General features: G+C 67.7%; 1 protein-coding gene (only partly in view). It reads right to left on the reverse strand.

Annotation, left to right across the window (positions count from 1 at the left end):
* On the reverse strand, positions 1-21,015 hold the 3' portion of the coding sequence (locus AC6RA4_RS06130) for a beta strand repeat-containing protein (protein WP_500158429.1). Its footprint extends 5,970 nt past the window's final position; 21,015 of the gene's 26,985 nt are visible here — the last part of the coding sequence; its start codon lies beyond the right edge, outside the window; its stop codon occupies positions 1-3.

The following is a 21,015-nucleotide window of genomic DNA, read 5'->3' on the forward strand; positions in this document are numbered from 1 at the left end:
TCAGTAGGCGGTGTGGTAGTCGCTGACGAAGACCCAGTCGTCCTCGTCCTCATCCGCGAGCCCATCCTCGTTCTCGAGCAGATCGTCGATGACCCAGAGACCGCCCTTGCTGTCGATGTAGGCAAAGAGCGCGCCATCCTCGTCGAGCAGATTGTAGGCCGAGTCCGCCGGGGCATCGTCGGTGGTCTTGAAGGTCACGTCCTTCACGAACTCGCCGAGCTCCGCGTCATAGGAGTAGGAGCCCTTGCCGACGTTCTTGCTCGCCTGCGAGGCGTGGAAGGTGATCTGGATCTCGGAGCTTGCGATGGCGGACTGGATCTCCGGCACCGTGGCGCGCGCCGCCGAGGCCGGGGTCGTGGCGCTCTGCGTCGATGCGCCGGCGCTTGCGCTGGCCGCCGCGGGGGCGATGCCGCCGCCGTAATCCGCGGTCTCGGAGCGGGCGTCGTTGCCGGCGCCGCTGGCGGCGGTGACGCGCACGTCACGCTGCGCCGGGCCGTTGCCGGGCTGCGGATCGGCGGGGGCGCCGTGGGTGTCGCTCCAGTCGGGATCGGACTGGGTGACGATGCCCATCTCGCCCTCGGGCTCGCCGAAGCGGACCGGATCGCTGCCGGTGTCGAGGGCGCGGGTCGGATCGGCCCCGTCGCTCTCGCCCAGAAGGTACCAGAACTCGATCGCGGCGGGAGCCATCAGGCGGTTCACCGTGGGCGCGCCGAAGGGCCGGAACGGCACGATGAAGCTGTTGTACTCGCCGGTCCAGTCATGCAGGCGGTCGCCGCCGGTATTGGCGATCAGCACGTCGCGACCGGCACCGCCGAGGGCGTAATCCTCGTAGCTCTCGTCGGTATCGGTGTCGTCGTTGGTGCCGCCTGCGGTTTCGAGCACATCGTCGGCATTGAGCCAGTCGTCGCCATAGCCGCCATACATCCGGTCGCGCCCGGTGCCTCCGGTGATGGCGTCATTGCCGAGATCCCCGAAGATCACGTCATCGCCATCCGTCGCCACCCCGTTCGAGCTGCGCGGATCGACGGGTCCTTCCGAGGCGTCGTGGTTGAGGAAGAACGTGCCGGCGTTCGGGGTTATCTTGGCGCGCGGGTTGTTCTCGTCGTAATGCGCGAATTCCTCCACCGCGGGATCGTAGGCCAGAAGGCCGCCCGGGTTCACCGGGGTATCCCAGGAGACGATGGTACCGTCCATGGCCTGCGGGTTCTCCGAGAGCGGCAGGGCCTCGGCGCCCGAGATGGCGTCGTCGCCGGCGCCGCCATGCAGGAAATCGTCTCCCCAGCCGCCGAAGATGACGTCATCGGCATAGGCGGGGGTGAACTCCTTGTCCTGCGTGGCCGCGGGGTCGAGGTTGAAGGGCGTCAGGTTGACCGACTTCTTCAGCTGCTCATCGACGTTGATCGTGTAGCGGAAGTTGAAGCTGTTGGGGCCGGTGATCAGGTCGTCGGTGCTGGCGAGCGCTGCGATGCCGTAGAGATCCTCGCCGTAGCTGGTGGAATTGCGGCTGGTCATGATCCGGCCGTCATCGCCGATGACGCCGTCGCTGCCGGTGCCGCCCGAGATCCAGTCGCTGCCCCAGCCGCCGATCAGGTCGTCGTTCTGACCGTCGCCGAACAGCGCGTCGCTGCCCATCTGGCCGTAGATGCTATCATCTCCTGCCTCGCCGTGGATCTCGTCATTGCCGCCATTGTCGCTGAGCGCCGCGGCGTCGTAATCCGGGCCGCCCTCGGTGTAGTCGATCAGCTCTACGGCGCGGACAATGATCCGCTCACCGCCATAGGTATCGTAGTTGAAGCCGAGATAGGCGCCGCTGTCGCTGCCATTGGTGCCGACGATGCGATAGATGTTGCCGTTGTCGCCAAGGATCACGTCGGCGTCGCGGGCATGGCCGTCGATGCCCTCGTCGCCAAGGTCGTTGCGCGAGGCCGCGGTGCCGGAGCCGCCGAAGAGCAGGTCGGCACCGTCCGGGCGCAGGCTCTCGTCACCGGCGAGCCCGGCGAAGAGGCTCGAGCTGCCGCCGATGATATCGTCCTGACCGAGGTTGCCGAAGACCACGTCCTCGCCGCCATTGCCCTCGATATAGTCATCGCCATCGCGGCCTTCGCCTGCGAAATCGTCGACCGAGGGCAGGATGGTGAGCAGCGTGTCGCGCGAGGCGCCCACGGCTCCGGCATCGGCGGTGCCGTCACCGTCGAGATCGATGGAGCCGTCGCCCTGGATCACGTCATTGCCGAGTTGGCCGAAGATCACGTCGCTCTCGGCCCCGCCGGCGATGTAATCGTCGCCATACTCGACCGGGTCTTCGACATCGGAATGATCGAAGAGCTCGATGGCGCGCTGCTGCGTGCCGTCGGGGTTCGCCATGTGGGTCGCGGTGATCAAGGCCTGCGCGTCCTCGGCGCCGCCGATGCCGTAGAGCAGCGTGCCGTCGAGCGCGCGCATCCGCGCGTCGATGCCGGTGCCGGTGCGGTAGATCAGGCCGTTGTCGCCGAGGATGACATCGTCATCTGCGCCGCCGTCGATGGCATCGTCGCCATCATGGGCCAGCGCGCCCTCGTTGTCGGTGTCGACGTTGTGGCCGCCGATCAGGTCGTCGTCGCCGGCCTCGCCGAACAGCCAGTCGTCGCCCTGCTGGCCCATCACGAGATCCTGCCCGGCGCCCGCGAAGACGGTGTCGTTGCCACCGAGCCGGTCGCCGCCGGTGAAAGTGGCCGAAACGTCGAAGGGCATGACCCCGAGGGTCAGCGGCAGGGCGGTCTCGTCGATGTCGCCGGCGATGCGGGCGTGATCGCCCATCACCAGGTCGTTGCCGGCGCCGGCGAGGATGCGGTCGCCGCCGGTGCCGCCGATGATCAGGTCGTTCGAGGCCCCGGTCGAGATCACGTCGTCGCCGCCGTAGCGCCAGTCGGTGTTCTCGATCTCCTGCGCGAGATCGGTGGTGCCGTCGCCTAGGTTGACCCAGGTCACCCGGCCCACGTCGCCCAGCACGATATCGGCCCCGTCGATGCCGCCTGCATCGTCCGCCATGTCGGTGGTGATGGTGTCGCCGCCGGCGCCGCCGAGAACGATGTCCTCGCCGAGCCCGGTGGTCACGGTGTCGTCCCCGCCAGAGGCCTCGGTCAGGGTGATGGCGCTCAGAAGCTCGAGCGGCAGCGCGCCGAGATTGGCCGCGCCGGTGCCGGTGAGCAGCTCGCCATTGTCGCCGAAGACGAGGTTGGCCCCCTGTCCGGCGTCGATGCCGTCGTCGCCGAGCCCGCCCAGCACCACGTCGCCGCCGGCGCCGGTGAGGATGGTGTCGTCGCCGCCCGAGAGCGTGGTCTGGCTGCGGATTGCCGCGATGGTCATCGCGAGGCCCGCGAGCTGCGGCGCGTCGAGCGCGGCCTCGGCCACGACCTCGCCGAGATCGCCGAAGACGATGTTCTCGCCGTCGCCCGCATCGACCTCGTCATCGCCGGTGCCGGCGAGGATCACGTCGGTGCCCGCGGCGGTGGTGATGGTGTCGAAGCCGGCCACCGCCGGGGTCTCGGTGAAGATGTGGTCCACGTCGCTTTCGTCGCCGTCGAGCACCACCATGTCGACGGTGCCGTTGTCGCCGAGCACGATGTTGGCGCCGCCGGTGTCGGTGACGCTGTCATTGCCCGCGCCGCCCAGGACGATGTCGTTGCCGAGGCCCGAGAGGATCTCGTCATTGCCGCCGAAGGCGTCGCGGGTGGTGGTGACGCGGATCACCGCGCCGGTGGTGACGATGCGCTGGGTGCCGGCGACCTGCTCGATCACGCCGAGATCGGCGACCACGATGTCGTCGCCATCGCCCGCGTCGATGCTGTCGCTGCCCGGCAGGCGGGTGTCGGCGCTGTCGAGCGCGGGGGTGGTGACGATGTCGTCGCTGACCACGAGATCGCGCAGCAGCAGGTCGACGGTGAAGCCGTTGTCGCCGTAGACGTGATCGGCCCCGGAGAGCGCCGAGATGTCGTCATTGCCGCTGCCGCCGGCGATGTGGTCGTCGCCCAGCGAGCCGATGATGGTGTCGTTGCCGATGCCGCCATAGATCACCAGTCCGAGCTGGCCGGCGGTGCCGATGGCCGAGGCGTCGATCAGGTCGCCGTGGTCTTCGGGGTATTCCCAGCCGTCGAACACCAGCCCGCCGCCGGTGGGCGCGCCGCCAAGATAATCGTAGCGCGCGCCGTAGGTGTCGGTGTCGCCGTAGATCACCAGCAGGCTCTCGGGCCCGCCGCCGCCCAGCACGGTGATCTCGTCGGAGCCGCCGCCGCCGTGGATCGCGGTGATCGGCAGGTCGACGGTATTGTCGGAGAAGGTGTTGGTGGCGAGCACCGTGAATTCGTCATCCGCGTCGCCCAGCAGCACGTCGACGATCTCGACGTTGTTCATGCTGATGCCCTGCGCGTAGCTGACGATCTCCGAGCCGTCGTGCGCGATGCTCTCGTCGAAATCGACGGTGCCGGTGCCCATGCCGAGCCCGTTGACCAGCAGCCGCTCGCTGCCGTCGGGCAGGGTGGTGGTGGTCATGTAGCCCGCCGCGCCGGTCACGTCGGTGTCGTTGAAGATCTTGACGCGGTCGTTCTGCTCGGTCTCGTCGGTGACGATCTCGAGCTCGATCGGGCCCGGGTCGCTTTCGGTCGGCAGCATCACCGGCGCCAGCAGGGTGCGGTCCTCGATCGGCGCGCCCTCGATGATCAGCGGGCCGAAGACCTTGGAGGTGGTGTGCTCCTCGGCCGGGAACACCTTGGTGATGTAGTCGGTCTCGGAGGGCACGTAGTCGGGATCGGCCTCGAGCGTGACCTCGACCTCCTCGTGCCAGTTGTCGGTGGTGAAGGTGATCTGCGCCGCGGTGACGGTGAAGGTGGCGCTGCCGCTCTCGTTGGTGAGGCTCTTGCCGCCCGAGACGTAGAGCCGCGTGCCATCCGCCGAGACCGCGCCGATCAGCACCGCGCCGTCATTGTCGCCGCTGCCCGAGATGTCGAGCGGCTGGCCCGAGCCGAAGCCGCTGTCCGCCCAGCTCTGCCCGTCGCTGCGCTCGATGTAATCGGCGCCGTCTTCGACCTGCACGAAGCTGACGGTGAGCGTCTCATCCGCCAGCGGGACGAGCGAGACCCGCCCGCCGGGCACGATCCGGGTCTGGCCGTCGTCGAAGATCGAGATGGTGACATCCTGCGTGGGCGCCTTGGTCAGGCGCACGGTGTAGCTGTCGGTCTCGTCATAGGCATCGTCGGCGCTGTCGATCACCACCGTGTCGCCCTGCGTCTCCTGGATCAGCACGCCGGCATCGTCACCGTCGATGGCGGTGAGGGTGAGATCCTGCGCGCTGGCCGAAGCGAAGGTCGGGCCGTCGCTGGTGACGGTGTGGGTGACGATGATGCGCTCGGCATTCTCGACGCCGTCATTGGCCGTGGCAGTGACCGTGACGCTCTGGGCGTCACTCCAGTTCGAGGCGTCGAAGGTGAACACCGTCTGGCTGAAGCTCAGGTCGCCGGAGTTCGAGTTGTCGCTCAGGGTGATGGTCACCGTCTCGCCCGCCGCCGGGGCGCGGGAGAGCTTCAGCGCGTAGCTGTCGGTGATGCCTTGCGCCCCCTCGAGCACCAGCGTCTCCGAGCCGGTCTCGGTGATCTGCAGCTCGGCGAGATCGTTGTCGCGGACCTCGACCACGAGGTTCTGCACCTGCGCGGCGTCGAAGGCCGGGTCGACCGACTGCACCGAGTGGCTGATGACCACGTCGCGGGTGCCCTCGGCGGCGGCATCGTCGAGCGCCTTGATGGTGACGGTCTGGGCCTGATCCCAGTTGCCGGCGTCGAAGGCCAAGACGATGTTCTCGGCGAAATCGCTGCCGTTGTCGCTCAGCAGGACGGAGTCCGCCTCCTGCCCGGCGAGGGTGATGCCGCTCTCGGCGCTGGCGCTGATGGCGAAGGTCTCTTCGACGACAATCTGCGTCGCGCTGACCGAGACGATCTTGTAGACGCCATCGGCATCGCCATCGGCGGTGCCCGAGAGGCGGATCGACTGGTAGGTATCGAAGCCGTCTGCAAGGAAGCTGCCACTGTCGCGGGTGATGGTGCTGCTGCCCTGCGTGAAGCTGATCGCGGTGCCCGAGGCCATCGCCGGGACCGCGAGGTTGCGGTCGGCGCTCGAGGCGCGGGTCGCCGAGACGGTGACATAGACCACGCCGGTCGGCACGTCGGTCAGGCGGATCGAGTAAATGTCGGTCCGCGCGCCATCGGTCTCGCTTACCAGCGTCTCGCCCTGGGTGGCGTCGCCCGCCACCTCCTGGCTGATGAAGATGGCGCCCTGGTTGCCGTCGGCGACGGTGGTGCCGAGTCCTTCGATGAAGGTCTGGTCGTAATCGTCATCAAGGCTGCTGGCCTGGTGGTTGATCAGCCCCGAGCGCCCGGCCAGATCCGCCGAGACGATCTCTTCGGTGACGTCGCCGGTCACGTCGAACGTGTCGGAGCCGAGCCCGCCGATGACGCGGGTCACGGAGCTGGCGGACGTCGACAGGATGAAGAAGCTGTCATCGCCCTCGAGACCGTCGACCTCGAGCAGTTCCTCGGTGTTCGACAGTGAGACGTTGAGACCGGCGCCAAACACACCGTCCTCGGTGATGACGAAGGCGTCGGCGGCCTCGGTGCCCAGCACCACGACCTTGTCAAAGCCCGCCCCGCCGTCGATGTCGAGCGGCGCGTTGATGTTGTAGCGGATCAGGTCGTCGCCGCTGCCGGCGTTGAGCTCGGTCTCGTCCTGCAGCGAGGAGCTGCCATCGCTGTCGAGCAGGAAGGCGCGGACGGTGAACTCGTCATTGCCGCTCTCGCCCTCGAGCTTGAGCTGGGCGCGGTTGGCATAGACGGTGAAGCTGTCCTGGCCCTCGCCGCCGAAGGCGACGGTGGCGAAGCTGATGCCGTCCGAGAGCCAGCCGCGGGTGGTGAGCACGGCGTTGATCTCGTCGCCCGGCGCGATGCCGTTCTCGGTGCTGGCGCTGTTGGGATCGTTGCCGAAGAGCTGGCCGAACTGGAAGCTGTCATCGCCCAAGCCGCCGTCGAGGGTCATGATCGCGGCGTTGTCGTCGGCGATGAAGGTATCATCGCCCGCTTCGCCGAGCAGCGTCACCCGGCCGTTGATGGCGCGGTCGTAATTGATCCGCTCGACGGTCTGCGGGCGGGTCGGATCGTCGCCGCGCATCTGGTCGATATTGCCGTGCAGCAGCGCGAAGAAGGTCGAGCGGCTGAGGAAGACGTCGTCGTCGTCGGTGCCGATCACGACCATGGTGTCGGCATCGAGCGGGCTGCCGGTGTCGAACACGTCGATGATGTAGTCGACCAGTTCGCCCGCGACCGAGCCGTGGGTCTGCAGCAGGATCGCGTCGGAGCCGTCGCCGCCATCGATCCAGAAGCTGTCGGTGGTGCGGTCCTGGCTGACGAGGCGGACGATCTCGACAAGGTCGTCCTCGGAGCCCGCCAGAAGCGTGACATGGCCGGTCATGGTGGTGGCGTCGAGGAAGCGGATGGAATCCGCCCCCGAGCCGCCCTCGACGAGGATCTCGGTGCCGGCAGAGAAGCCGCCGGTCAGAACCATCTGGTCGTCGCCGCTGTCGAGGTTGATCGCGATGTTGCCGCCCGAGACGAAATCGCCCGAGATATCGAGGAAATCGCGGGTCGTGCCGGTGTCGACGGTAAGCGTCGTTCCTGCCGAGAGGAGGCCGGAGATGTCCAGACGGTCCTCGCCCTCGTCGGTGGTGACGGTGAGCGTGGTGCCCGAGAGCACCGTGCCGGAGATATCGAGCAGGTCGATCCCGGTGCCGGTGTCGATGAGGGTCGCGAGCGCTGTGGTCATCGTGCCGGTGACGGTGACGCTGTCTTCGCCCGCGCCGGTCGAGACGGTGCTGTTGCCGCTCGAGGTGGTGGTGCCGGTGATCGTCACCGCGTCCTCGCCGAAGCCGGTGGAGACCGAGAGCTCTCCCGCAAAGACCGAGCCGGTCGCGCTGACGGTGACCGCATCGTCATGGGCGCCGGTGTTCAGCGCCACGGTGCCGAGGGCCTCGACCGCGCCGTCGATCAGCAGGTCGGCCCCGATGCCCTCCCAGCCGGCCAGATCGGCGTTGAGGGTGATGCTGCCGGTCTCGGCGATCAGGCTGGCGCCGGTCTGCACGTGCAGGTCATCCCCGGCGGTGAAGACGATATCCCCGCCGGTTGAGCGGACCTCGACGCCTGCGTTGATGGTGAAGGTGTCGTAATTGTCGGCCGCCGATTCCGTCGCTGTCTCGATGATGTCGCCGGCGGCGAGGATGTCGTTGGCGATGGTGATCGGGCTCGACGCGACGGTGTAGATGTCGCCGCCCGATTGCTGGCCGTAGCCGGCGCTGCCGTCGATGGTCAGCAGCGTCAGCGCACCCTGGTTGTCGACATAGGTGGAGCCGGTGGTCGAGAGCGACTGAAGCGCCCCGATCTCGGTGTAGATCCAGTTGTCTGAGGTGCCGATATCGCCCTGCGCGATCAGGTAGGCGCGCCCGCCGAGCACGTTGCTGGTGTTGGGCGGCTGCACGCCGTTATAGATGCTGCCGACCACGGCGGTGAGATAGGCGGTGGCAAGAAGCGGGTTGCTCTGCGTCACCTCGACGGTGTTGAGCCACAAATCCCCGGCCTGCTCGATCAGGAAGGTGTTCTCGCGGCTGGTCACTGTGACCACGCCGTCGCTGCCCGAGCGGCGGCTGTCGATGTCGAGCTCGTTGCCGAAGGCGCCGATATAGCCGAGATCGGCAGTCAGGGTGATGTTGCCCGCCGCCAGCACGTCGGCGGCGAGGCGCGAGCCGGTGTCGGTGCCGTCGGCGCTGGTCTCGGGGCTGGTCGGATCGACCAGATCGACCGCGTCGAAGATCGACAGCTGGGCGTAGAGCTCCACGTCTCCGCTGCGCGACAGCACGTTGCGGATGTTCATGTCGCCTTCCTGCTCGTAGACGATGACGTCGCCCTCGGCGGTCAGCGTCAGCAGGCCGAGATCGTCGCCCAGATCGCCGCGCGCCTCGACCTCGAGCGCGTTGCCCGCGACGCCGATCGAGCCGGTCTGCGCGGTGAGCGTGATGCTGTCGGCCTCGATGTTCACGAACTCGGTGTTGTTGTGGTCGAGGATCGAGCCCTCGGCCACCAGCGTGACATCGCCGCCCGCCGAGTAGACCGTGTTGATGTTCATGTCGCCGTCGCGCTCGGTGATGTTGATGTCACCGGTGCCGCGTGCTGTCAGGGTCGATCCGACGGTCTGGTCGACATAGACCATGCCATCGCTGCCGATGCCGCCATCGCCGGCCTCGAGCACGAGGTTGTCGGAGGTGATGTTGGTCGACGCGCTGTCGCCGCCATTGCTCAGCTCGCCCTGCGCCCGGACGCGCAGGTTGCCGTCGACCGCCAGCGTGCCGAGCTCGACGGCGTATTCCGAGCCGAGATAGCTCTCGCCGCCGGCGCTGACATCGAGCTGGCCGGTCACCACGATGTCGAGATCCTCGCGCAGCTGCACCTGCACCATGGTCAGCTCGACATATTCGTTCACGTCGAGGGTGACGCCGGTCTCGGTGATCAGGGCGGGGCCGTTCACGGTGATCGTGGTCGCGGTGGCGGCGGTGATCTCGTAAAGGCTTTCGTAATCGTTGGCGTTCTCGGTATCGCCGGCGAGGATCAGCTTCATCCCGGCGCGGTAGTCGGAGAAGTCGCCGTCGCCGCTGACAAGCGTGATGGTGTTGCCGGAAATGTCGACGGTCATGTCTTCGAGATCCACGCCGCGCGGATCGAGCGCGAGGCCCGAGACATGCACCGCGACATTGGTCTCCGACGCGGTCAGCAGCACGCGCGAGCTGTCGAGCTGCAGCGTGGTTCCAGCGTCGGTGATCGCCGCGACGGTGTAGAACGGGCCTTCCTCAGTGGCGTTGGCGCTGTTGCCTTCCACCTGGATGACCTGACCGACGAGATCGGCATCCCAGGTGCCGGAGCTGCGGGTGATTGTGTTGGCCGAGGCGTCGAAATCGACGGTGGCGGCGAAGCGGTCGGTGGTCAGGAAGAACAAATCGTCGCGCTCGGCCGCCGAGAGCAGCACGCGCTCTTCGGGCGTGAGCTCGGTGTCGGGATCGATGGCGATGGACTCGAAGCCCTCGGTCGCACCGATCTGGCCCGAGACGTCGAGCTCGACATTGGCGCCGACGATGTTGGGATCCTCGATCACCGTGTCGGTGTCGGTCACCGGAACCAGGAGGCCCGCGCCGATGGCGTTGATCAGCTCGTCCTCGGTCCAGATCTTGATCGAACCTTCGATCAGCTCGTTCTCTTCGGTGGTGAGCTCGTACTCCCATGCGTCGTCATAGACATCCGGGTCGAGCGGGTTCGTGGCCCCGCCGGTATAGCTGCCCCAGACCGCGTCGAGGTTGCGGTATTGCTCGGTGCGGCTGGTGCGCAGGGTGAGGATGGCATTGGACACGTAGGCCGGCACGTCGCCCGCACCCTCCGAGATCGCCTGCGCGGTGTAGAACTCCTCGTAATAGGTTTCCTCGTCGTCGGTCAGCAGCAGAAGCTGATCGGCGTCATATTCGGGGGCCGAGGGGCGGAAGGTGAGGTAGAAATCCGCCGCCGCCGCGTCGAGCGTAGCGTCGTCCCAGCCGGGATTGGCCTCGGCCAGATCGAGGCGGTACTCCGCGATCTGCGCCAGCCGGGTCTGCCAGTACTGGCGGTATTCCAAGGTCTTGGCGTTGGCCAGCGTGTCCTTGACCTCGTTGACCTTCGCGGTGGCGTTGCCGGTATAGACCTCGTCGCCGTTCTCGTCGGTCTCGTAATCGGTGAGCTTGAGCGCGCCCCAGACGCCGTCGCGCAGCTCGGCCACCGCGCGTTCGTCGGTCTCCTCGATCTGGTTGCCGTCGAGCAGGTCGCCGGAGAGCACGCCGACATAGACGTCGCCCTGCGCCTGGATCTTGAAGAGCCGCAGGTCGCCGTCGGTCTCGACCACGTGGACCGCGCCCTGCAGCGCCGTCGCGGTGAGCAGCGACTGGTCGCGGGTGCCGGTGTCGATCAGGATCGCGCGTGCGGAGGAGCCGATGTCGCCGTCTTCGGAAATCAGGTCGATGGCGTCGGCGGTGATGCCGTGGCCGGTGGTGGCGGCAAGGATCGAGCCCGCCGAGGTGATGACCGCGTCATAGCCGCCATCCGCCGCCGAAATGGTGCCCAGCGTCAGGTCGCCGACCGTCTCGTAGAGGCTGACGATGCCGTCGCTCGCGGTGGCGTCGATGCGCTGTCCGGTGACGCCCTCGACATCCGAGAGATTGACGTGCACGTCCTCGTATTCGGTGCCGATGGCCTTGGCGGTGAGGCCGATGCTGCGGCCGCCGATCTCGCCCGAGATCGCGCCGCCGGTGTTGGTGGTGATGACCCCGGTGGTGTTGAGCTGGGTGTGGCCATAGGCATTGCGCAGCGGCCCGTCGACGGTGATGTCCGAGGCGCCGGCGTTGACGACGATGGAGCCGGCATCGTGGCCGATGAAGGTGATCCCCACCGGGCGGTCGGCCTCGATGGTGTGGGTCACGTATTCGACGCTGTCGGTGATCGTGGTGTACTGGAACCAGCTGTAATTGGTGCCGTACCAGGTCGACCAGTGGTCATAGCCGGTGCGGTTGGGCCCGTTCACATTGCCGATCACCTCGACGCTGTCATAGGTGTAGGCATCGCCGTCCTTGCCGGCGTCGAGATAGAAGTAGTTCGAGTCCGGGACCAGCTCGCCCTCGGTCTTGGTGCTGTCGGTGCGGTCGGGGGCGCGGCTGTCCGGCGCGAAGGCGTCGATGCCGAGCCAGTCGCCCTCGGTCCATTCCTCGACCAGCACCTCGCGGGTGCCCTGCGCCAGCATCCAGCCATAGCGGTAGCCGGCCACCGGGTTGTAGGTGAATTCCTTGTCGGAGCCCTGGCCGACAAAGCCGCTGCCATTGTCGCTGATCTCGACCACGCCCTCGTCGTTGACCTGGTAGATCGTGGTGTAGGGCACGCCTGCGGTGGCGGGCTTTGCCAGATCCTTGATGATCAGCTCGCCGATGCCCCGGGTGGTGGCGTCGAGCTCCTGCACGATGATCTCGGGGGTGTAGCCGTTCGCGAACACCATGCTGTTGGTGATCTCGATCTCGGGATAGCCGCCATAGACGATGATCTCGCCGTTGCGGGTGTTCATCACCCGCGCGGTGATGTCGACATAGCCGCCGCCCGGACGCAGCGGGGTGACCAGCACCGCGCCAAGGCCGGCATTGGCGGTCGGGTCGAAATAGATCTGGAAATCGGGATTGGTGGTCGGCAGCAGGATCGTCGTGGACGAACCGCTCTGGCGGTGCTCGTCGATCTTGGCGCGGGTGGTGTCGTCGAGCACGACGTGGAAGTCTTCCTCGCCCGACTGGATGATGCCGTTGATGTTGAGATACTGGCTCTCGATATAGATCCGGTCGCCGGTGATCGAGGCCTCGGTGGGTTCGTCATCGAGGAAGTCGTCGATTGCGGTCTGATCGACGCGTTCGGCATTCAGCATGCCGGCGGTGCGGTTGACGTAATCGTCGCCGGTCAGATCGGCGGTCTTCCACTTCGAATAGGGCTCGCCGGCGAGGTGGTCCTGCGTGGCGCCGGTGTCGAGGATCGTGGTGCCGTTCGACAGGATGTGGACGTCGAGCCCGTTGACCTCGGCGTTGATGATCACCGAGCCGGTGGACGAGCCGTAGGCCGAGTTGTTGTCGATCGTGATGTCGCCGCGCAGGTTCAGCACCGCGCCCTCGATGAAGAGGTCGGGCCAGACCGCCGTGTTGGTGTCGGGATCGCCATCGTTCAGCACCGCGCCGAGCGCGTCGTAATCGACGAGGATGTTGATCTCGGGAACCCCGCCCGAGGGCGTGGTCGAGGCCGCCGTGAAGCTGAAGTTGGGCGTGACGGTGGTCCAGTAGCCGCCATCCTCCTCGATCACCTCGGCGTTCTCGGCGGTGATCGCGGCGCCCGGATCGTTCAGCAGCGAGACGTCGACGCTGTTGAAATAGACCCCGCCATTGTCCTCGGGGATCTCGGCCCCGTTGATCACCAGATAGGCGGCGGTCTGGTTGGTGATGTTGATCGAGGCATCGCGCGGCGTGTCGAAGGTGCCCGAGCCATAGAGCTGGTCGGTGATGATCTCGACGATGCCCGCCTGTGCGAAGACCGGGTCGACCTCGATGATCTGCACCGTCGGTTGCAGCGGCACCAGTTCGTCCTGATCGATATCGATGACGCCATTGTTGTTGTTGTCGAACCAGTTGGCTTCGCCGAAGGCGAGCATCTCTTCGAGGATCCGGTCGATCTGGTCCTGATAGAATTCCACGAGGTCGGGGTTGACCAGATTGCCGTCGTTGTCGGTGACGTTGTAGAGCGTGAGGTTCTCGCGCGCGATGTCGAGCTGCGCCGAGCGGGTGGTCTCGACCTGCTCGAGCTTCACGGTGAAGGTAATGTCCGACTCAAGCCCGTTGGTGGTCAGATCGAAGGTGCCGGCGCTGTCGGGTCCGGTGATCGAGCTCGGATCGAAGGTCCAGGTCTGCACGCCCGGGCTGGTGGTCGAGGTGCCGATGAAACTGTTGGTGGCGCTGTCGAAGGTGATCGTCAGATCCTTGTTGCGCTGCGCGCCGGTGCGGATCGTGCCGTCATTGACCACGCTGCCGCGCGCCACCGCGACGCCGAAGCCCGGTCCGAGATTGGCGTTGTTGCCGCCAAGCGCCGCGTCTATGGCATCGCCCACCGCCGAGGCCCAGTTCACGGCCTTGGCCTTCACGTCGAGATTGGCGACGCCGTTCTCGTCGGAGAACAGGTTGATGTTGGCATAGCCCTCGAGCAGGGCACCGCTTTCCACGGTGATGGTGTTGTCGGTGATGACCACCGCGCGGGTCTCGAGATCGTCGATCGGGATCAGCGAGCCGGCGAAGTTGTCGACCCGCGCCTTCAGGTTGTGATCATAGATCCGGCGGTCCATGTCGGTGCCGGTGGTCAGGTAGATGTCGCGCCCGGCGGTGACGTCGCCGCCGATGGTGATCAGGTTGTCGGGGGCAAGATCGATCTTGGCGTGACCCAGCGCCACGGTGCCGAGGCCGTAGGTCTCGGATTTCGAGTGCAGGTCGATGTCGTGCAGGCCGTTGGCCTCGAAGATGAGCTCGCCCGCCGCCTCGACCACCGCGTCGTCGCCGACCACGATCTCGGCCAGCAGCGTGTCGGCATGCAGGTCGATATAGGCGCCTGCGCCCGAAAGCGCGCCGGCGGTGAACAGCGCCACGTCATCCTCGATATCGAGCGCGTTGAACGCCTTGGCGATGAAGCTGCCATATGCGTCGGTGGTGGTGATCTGGCTGTGATCGTCGACGATCACACGGGTGTTGAGCACGATGTCGATCTGCGACGAGGACAGGGCGCCGCTGGCAAGCCCGCCGGCATCGCCGTCGAGATGGTTGTCGCTCACGCCCTCCTTGATGACGGTGTTGGTGGCCGCTGCGAAGATGCTCTCGGCGGTGACGGTGGCGCCGGTGGAATCGTTGTCGGCGGTGCCGAAGCGCACCACCACGTCGGCGGTGACGTCGGTATTGGCTTCGGCGCCGTTGCCGGCGATGAGCCCGAAGCTGTCGGTCTTCACCAGCGCGTTCGGGCGCGAGGTGAAGGCGGCGGTGATGTTGAGCCCGCCGGGCACCTCGTCGATCTGGTCAGCATAATAGGCGAGGATCGACGCGTTGTTGGTCTCGACCTCGATCTCGGCGCCGTCGTTGATCTGCGCCAGCACGTCGGCGGTGATGTCGACGCTTGGCGCAGCCCCCGCACCGGCGACCGCGCCGCCCGAGCCTGCGCGGGTGTCGGCCACGGCCTCGGCCTCGCCATCGGCGCTGATGTTGACCAGCGCGGCGGAGATCTCGGCGTTGTTGCCCACCAGCGCATGCGAGCTGACATCGGCCTCGGCATTGGCGATGGAGGCGCCGACCCCCACCAGCCCGAAGGCTGCGGAGTTGGCGTCGGCGTATTGCGAGCTGTCGGCGATGGCCGCGACATCGACCGCGATCAGCGCGGTGATGTCGGCATTGGCGCCGATCTGCGCGGTGACGTTGTCCTCGATGCGGGTCTTGGCCAGCGTGGAGGTGGCCCCGATCAGGCCGCCCGCCGCCGCATGGGCCTCGGCCAGCGCGTTGGTGTTGTTGTTGTATTCGTCGGTGCGGGCTTCGACGCTGAGCGTGTCCACATTCATCGTACCGCCGCCGGTGGCGGTTACGTCGCTCGCGACATAGACGTCGACATAGTTGGCCGAGGCCGCGAAGCCCGAGGCCAGCGAGACGCCCACCGCAAAGCCGTCGGCCATGGTGCGCGAGGTGGCGGCGATGCCGACATCGGTGGCATCGACCTGCACGCCGCTGACGCTGGCGGTGATCTCTGGCGTCACGTCGAGATCGACATAGCTGCCCGCCGCGCCAAAGGCGGCGAAGCCCAGCGACAGCGAGGCGGCGACGGTTTCGGCCTCGACCCGCGGGCGGGCCTCGGCGGTCACGGTCATGTCGCCCGACAGGGTGATGACATCATCGGTGCCGCTGCCCGAGACCAACGCCTCGGTGGTCGAGCTGTTGCGCCCGCGCACCTCGGTGCCGGCGCCGGCGAGGCTGAAGCCGAGCGAGATCGAGGCCGACACGGCTGCGGCTGCGGCTGCGGCATAGGTGTCGCTATCATCTTCGGCGGTGACGTCCAGATTGGCGGCGGTGACATCGGAATTGTCGACCTGCGCGCGGATCGTGTTGTCGACGCTGTTCTCCGACAGGCCCACGGCGATGGAGACCGATCCGCCCACAAGCCCGGCCGAGCCCGCGATGCTGGCGGCACCGACGAAGCTGTCGATGACGGAATTGTCCTGCGCCTCGACGGTCACGGTGTCGCCCGTGGCGACGACGGCGCTGTCGTCGATCTCGGCGATGACGGCGTAGTCGATCTCGTTCAAGGCATCCGAACCGCTGCCGGCCCCGGAGCCCGCCACGGCGCCGCCCGCGATGGCGACGGAGAGCGCCACGACGGTGGCGTCGATGGTGGCGTCGTCCATGCTGGCCAGCACGTCGACATCGCCGCCTGCGGTGACAGAGCTGCCATCGATGGCCGCGAACACGCCCGAGCCGTCGCCGTTGCCGATGCGGTTCTGGGCGAGGCTGGCGCCGATCGAGGCCCCGAAGCCGCCCGCGCCGACCCCGATGGCGGCGGCGGCAGAGAGCACGATGGCGTCGATGGTGCCGTCGCTCTCGGCGCTGACCAGCACGTCGTCCTGCGCATCGATGGTGGCATCGGTGATGCGCGCGGCGGTCGTGCCGGTGATCTCGTTTTCGGCATAGGCGCCGGCGCCCGCAAAGCTCACGCCGACCAGCCCGCCCGAGATGGCAAGCGCCGCGGCGGCGGTGCCGGCGGTGATCGCAGCGGTGTTCATCGCCTCGACGGTGACGTCGCCCACGGTGGTCTCGACACCGTCATCGGCGTTGCGGATCTCGGCCAGCACATCGCTGCCGATGGCGTTGAAGCCGATGCCGATGCCGGCCGAGACCGCCACGCCCACCATGCCGAAGCCCGCCGCGACGGCGACCGAGCCGCCATAGGCGTCGATGGTCGAGCTGTCCTCGGCCGAGACGCTGACCGCATCGGCGCTGATGCCGGTGCCGTCACCGTCGATATAGGCCTCGGTGGTGGCGTCGATGACGTTCTCGGCATAGGCGCCCGAGCCCGCGACCCCCACGCCCACCTGCCCGGCGGCAACCGCGGCGGCGCCTGCGAAGGTGAGGGCGCGGATCGACTGGGCGCTCTCGGCGCTGATCGTCAGATCGCCGGTGAGGTCCATCGTCGTGTCGGAGGCAAAGGCCGAGACCGCCCCGGTGCCTGCCACGGTGTCGCCGGTCAGGTCGCGTCCGATGAAGTTGCGCGCCACCGAAACGCCGATGCCCACGCCGACGCCCACCTGGCCTGCGGCCACGGCGGCGGAGACCGCCAGAACGGCGGCGTTGATCTCGACATCCGAGCGCGCGTCGATCACCACGTCGCCGCTGCCGGTGGTGGTGAGATCGGCGCCTGCGGTGGAGGCGGCGACATTGGTCTGGATGGCGTTGAGCGCCACCGCCCCGGCGCCGGCGATGCCGACCCCGACCTGACCCACCGCGACCGAGAGCGCCGCCGCGCCCGAGACCGCGTTGATGCCGGCCTTGCTGGCAAGGATCTGGCCGTTCACCAAGCTGAGCGCGACCGAGCTGCCTTCCTCGTCGACGGCGGTCCAGCGCTCGCCCTCTTCCAGGGCGGCGACCTTGACCGTGCCCACCAGCTCGAAGCCCTGCGCCCGCAGGGCGTTGGCCACGCTGACGGCGAGGCTTGCATCGCCGGAAAGATCGGCGGCGTTGGGGGTCTCTTCGGCATCCATCTCGGCGACGGCCAGATCGTCGAGCTGGCTCGCGCTGACCGAGATCACCGGATCGGAGAGGCTCTGGCCGATGGGCAGTTCGGGCGTCGAGGCGCTGACCACGATGCCCTGCGCGCCGCTGGTGCTCACCGCGCCATCGGCGATGGTGGCGGTCACGTCATTGGCGATGTTGTTGATCGCGATGGAAATTCCGAGCGAGACCGCAACCCCGGTCTGGCCAAAGGCCGCCGAGACCGCCATCGCCGCCGAGACCGCGTCGATGGTCGAGATGTCGTCGGCATTGACCACCACGTGGTCGGCCTGCACGTCGGTCGCCGCGCCCGCGATGCGGGCCGAGACGTCGGAGTTGATGCGGTTCTCGACCGCCGAGCCACTGCCCGAGACCGCGACGCCGACCTGGCCGCCGGCCACCGCCACCGACCCGGCAAGGCTTGCTGCCTTGATGGCCTGCGTGCTCAGCGCATCGACGATGACGCCGTCATCGGCGGTCACGTCGCTGCCGACGATGGCGGCGTCTACGATGGCTGCTGCCTCGTCGAGGTTGATCAGCTCCCACAGATCGGTGTTGCCGTAATCCTGCGAGTTCAGCGCGTAAGCTGCCGTATTGCCGTCCTCGTCGATGACGTTGTCGGATTGCGTCACCGTCTCGCCGATATAGCGGTAGACATCGCCCTTGCGCGCGCCCTGCTCGATCAGGACGGTGGTCGAATTCTGGGTCAGCTGGGTGACGCTGTCGCCGGTGGTGTTGCTGTATCCAACGGTGCCCTGTTGGTAGCCGATCAGGTTGCGCGACACCGCAACGCCGATGGACGCGCCGACGCCGGTCTGGCCCACCGCAACCGCGGCGGAGGCGGCGATCACGATGGCGTCGATCTCGCCCGAAGCCTCGGAGGTGACCGAGACACCGCCCAGCGTGGCGGTCACGTCGCTGCCCGAGATCAGCGCGCGGGTCTCGCTGCCGATGCGGTTGGTGGCCTCGGCGCCGGCGCCGGAGACCGCGACGGCGGTCTGGCCGAAGCTCGCGGCGATCGAGGCGGCGCCCGCGAAGGCCGAGATGTTCGCGGCGTTCTCGGCCGCGACGCTCAGGTCGCCGGTGCGCGCGGTCACGCCATCGTCGGCGTTCTGGATGCGCGCGATGACGGTGCCGCCGATGTCGTTCTGCGCGAGGCCGAGCCCGATGGAGACGCCGACACCGGTGCTGCCCACCGCGACCGCGACCGAGGCCGCACCCGCAAAGGCATTGATCTCGGAGCTGTTGGTCGCCGAGACGGTGATCGCGTCGCCCTGGGTATCATCTGCGAGGGCACCGGCATCGCCGTCGATGGCGGCGAGCACGTCGACATTGATGGCGTTCTCGTTCCACACGCCCGAGCCCGACACCGCGACCCCGGTGGAGCCCACCGACACCGCGACCGAGCCCGCGAAGGTCAGCGCGTTGATGCTCTGCGCGGCATCGGCGGTGACGAAGAGATCGCCGCCCGCGTTGACGCTGCTGTCGGAGAGCCAGGCCTTCACCTCGAGCGGATCCTCGCCGCCAAAGCCGTCCTCTCCGAGGAAGTTGCGCGCGATGGCGACGCCGATGGAGGCGCCGACCCCGGTGGAGCCGGACACCGCCACGGCGGCGGAGGCGGCAATCACGGCGGCGTTGATGGTGCTGTCGCCCTGCGCGTCGACCACGACGTCGCCGGTGGTGGCGATGGTGGCGTCGTCGATATGGGCCAGCGCAGCCGAGGTCACGACGTTCTGGGCATAGGCGCCGGCGCCGCTCACCGCGATCGAGGTCGAGGAACTGACCGAGACCGATACTGCGGCCGCCGCGGCGATAGCGTTGATGGTGGTGCGCTCGACCACCAGATCGCCGTTGTCGAAGGCGAGCAGGAAGCTGCGGCCCGCGCCGTCGCCGTCGCCATTGCTGTCCTCGACCACGGCCAGCCACTTGCCGAAGCCGGCGCTGGAGACGCGCAGCGTGTCGGTGGCCGAGATCTGGTCCTGCGGGCCGAGCTGGCCGTTCAGGGCGTCGCGCAGATCGTCGAGGATCGCGGTATCGCCGGCGAGGTCGGTGGCATCGCGAGAGACGGTGTCATCCTCGTCATCGTCGGGTGTGCCATTGTCGTCGTTGACCATCGCCTCCTCGGCGGCGTCGTCGAGATCGTCGCCATCGAAGCCGGGGGTGCTGACGGTAAAGCTCTCGCCCGCCGAGGTTTCGGCCGAGACGATCAGAGAGGTGGTGTCGAGCGGATCGACCGCGCCGGTGCCGCTGACCTCGATATCGGCATCCAGGACATAGGCCTCGGCCTGGTTCGAGATCTCGTTGAGCGAGATCGCGACGCCGAAGGCCACGGACGTGGCGTTGGACGAGGTGCCGACACCGACCGCGACCGAGGCCGCGCCGGTGATGCTGTCGATGGTGGAGCGGTCGAAGGCCTGCACCCGGCCACTGGCCAGCTCCAGCGTGCTGCCGCCGTCACCGCTGATATAGGCCGCTGCGTCCGAGGCGATGCGGTTGCGCGAGAAGCTGCCAGTGCCGCCGACCGCGATGCCGGACTTGCCGACCGCCACCGCCACGGCGCCCGCGAGCACCAGCGAGCTGATGCTCTGCTGGGTCAGCGCCTCGATCTCGAGCGCGGCATCGGTGCCGAGCGCGGTGGTGATGCTGCTGTCATCGAGATGCGCCGAAGTCAGCGCGCCCTCGCGCGAAAGGCCGACCTGCTTCCATTTCTGGGTGTCGCCGTAATCCTCGATCGAGAGGTCGACGGCGCTGACCTGATCCTCGCCGACATATTCGTAGAACCGCCCGCGATGGGCACCCTCGGTGACCTCGACCACGTCGCCCTCGGCGAGCGCGGTGCTGTCGTCGCTCTGGTGGTCGGCTGATACGGCGCTGTCCTGCCAGCCGATCATGTTGTCCGAGATCGAGGCGCCGATGGCCACGGCGGTGCTGTCGCCCGAGATCGACACCGAGACCGAGGCCGCCACGGCGACCACGGTGGCATCGATGCGCGAGACGGATTCCGACTGGATGGAGACGGAGTCGGCCACCAGAGCGCTGTCCACGATACTGGCCTCGGCGCCGCCGAAGAGCCGGTTGACCGCGACCGCGCCGCCGACCGAGACGCCCACCGCGTTGCCGTCCGCCGCGCCCGAGACGCTGGCGGCGACAGCGGCTGCGGTGGATTCGATCACCCCGTCACGGCTGGCGATGATGGCGATCTCGCCCGTGGTCGCCTCGACCCCGCTCGACGCGATGCCCGCATCGACCGTGTTGCGCAGGGTGTTGCGGGCAATCGAGGTGGCCACGGCCACCGAGAGCGATTTGCCGGTGCCGACCGCGATGGAGGCGGAGGCCGCGATGTTTTCGGCGTGGATCAGGCTGGTATCGCGCGCCGAGACCGAGACGTCGCCGGTGGCGGTCTCGACCGTGGGCGCGTCGATGATGCGGGCCTCGGCGGCGGAGGAGCCGCGGTTCATCGCCACGATGGGCGCGACGGTGATGGATGTGTTGTCCTCGAGCGCGATGGAGGTGGCGAGCGCTGCGTTCAGGATATCCGCGGTCAGGTCCATGTCGCTGACGGCGTCGACCGA

It is taken from the genome of Salipiger sp., from assembly GCF_059781815.1.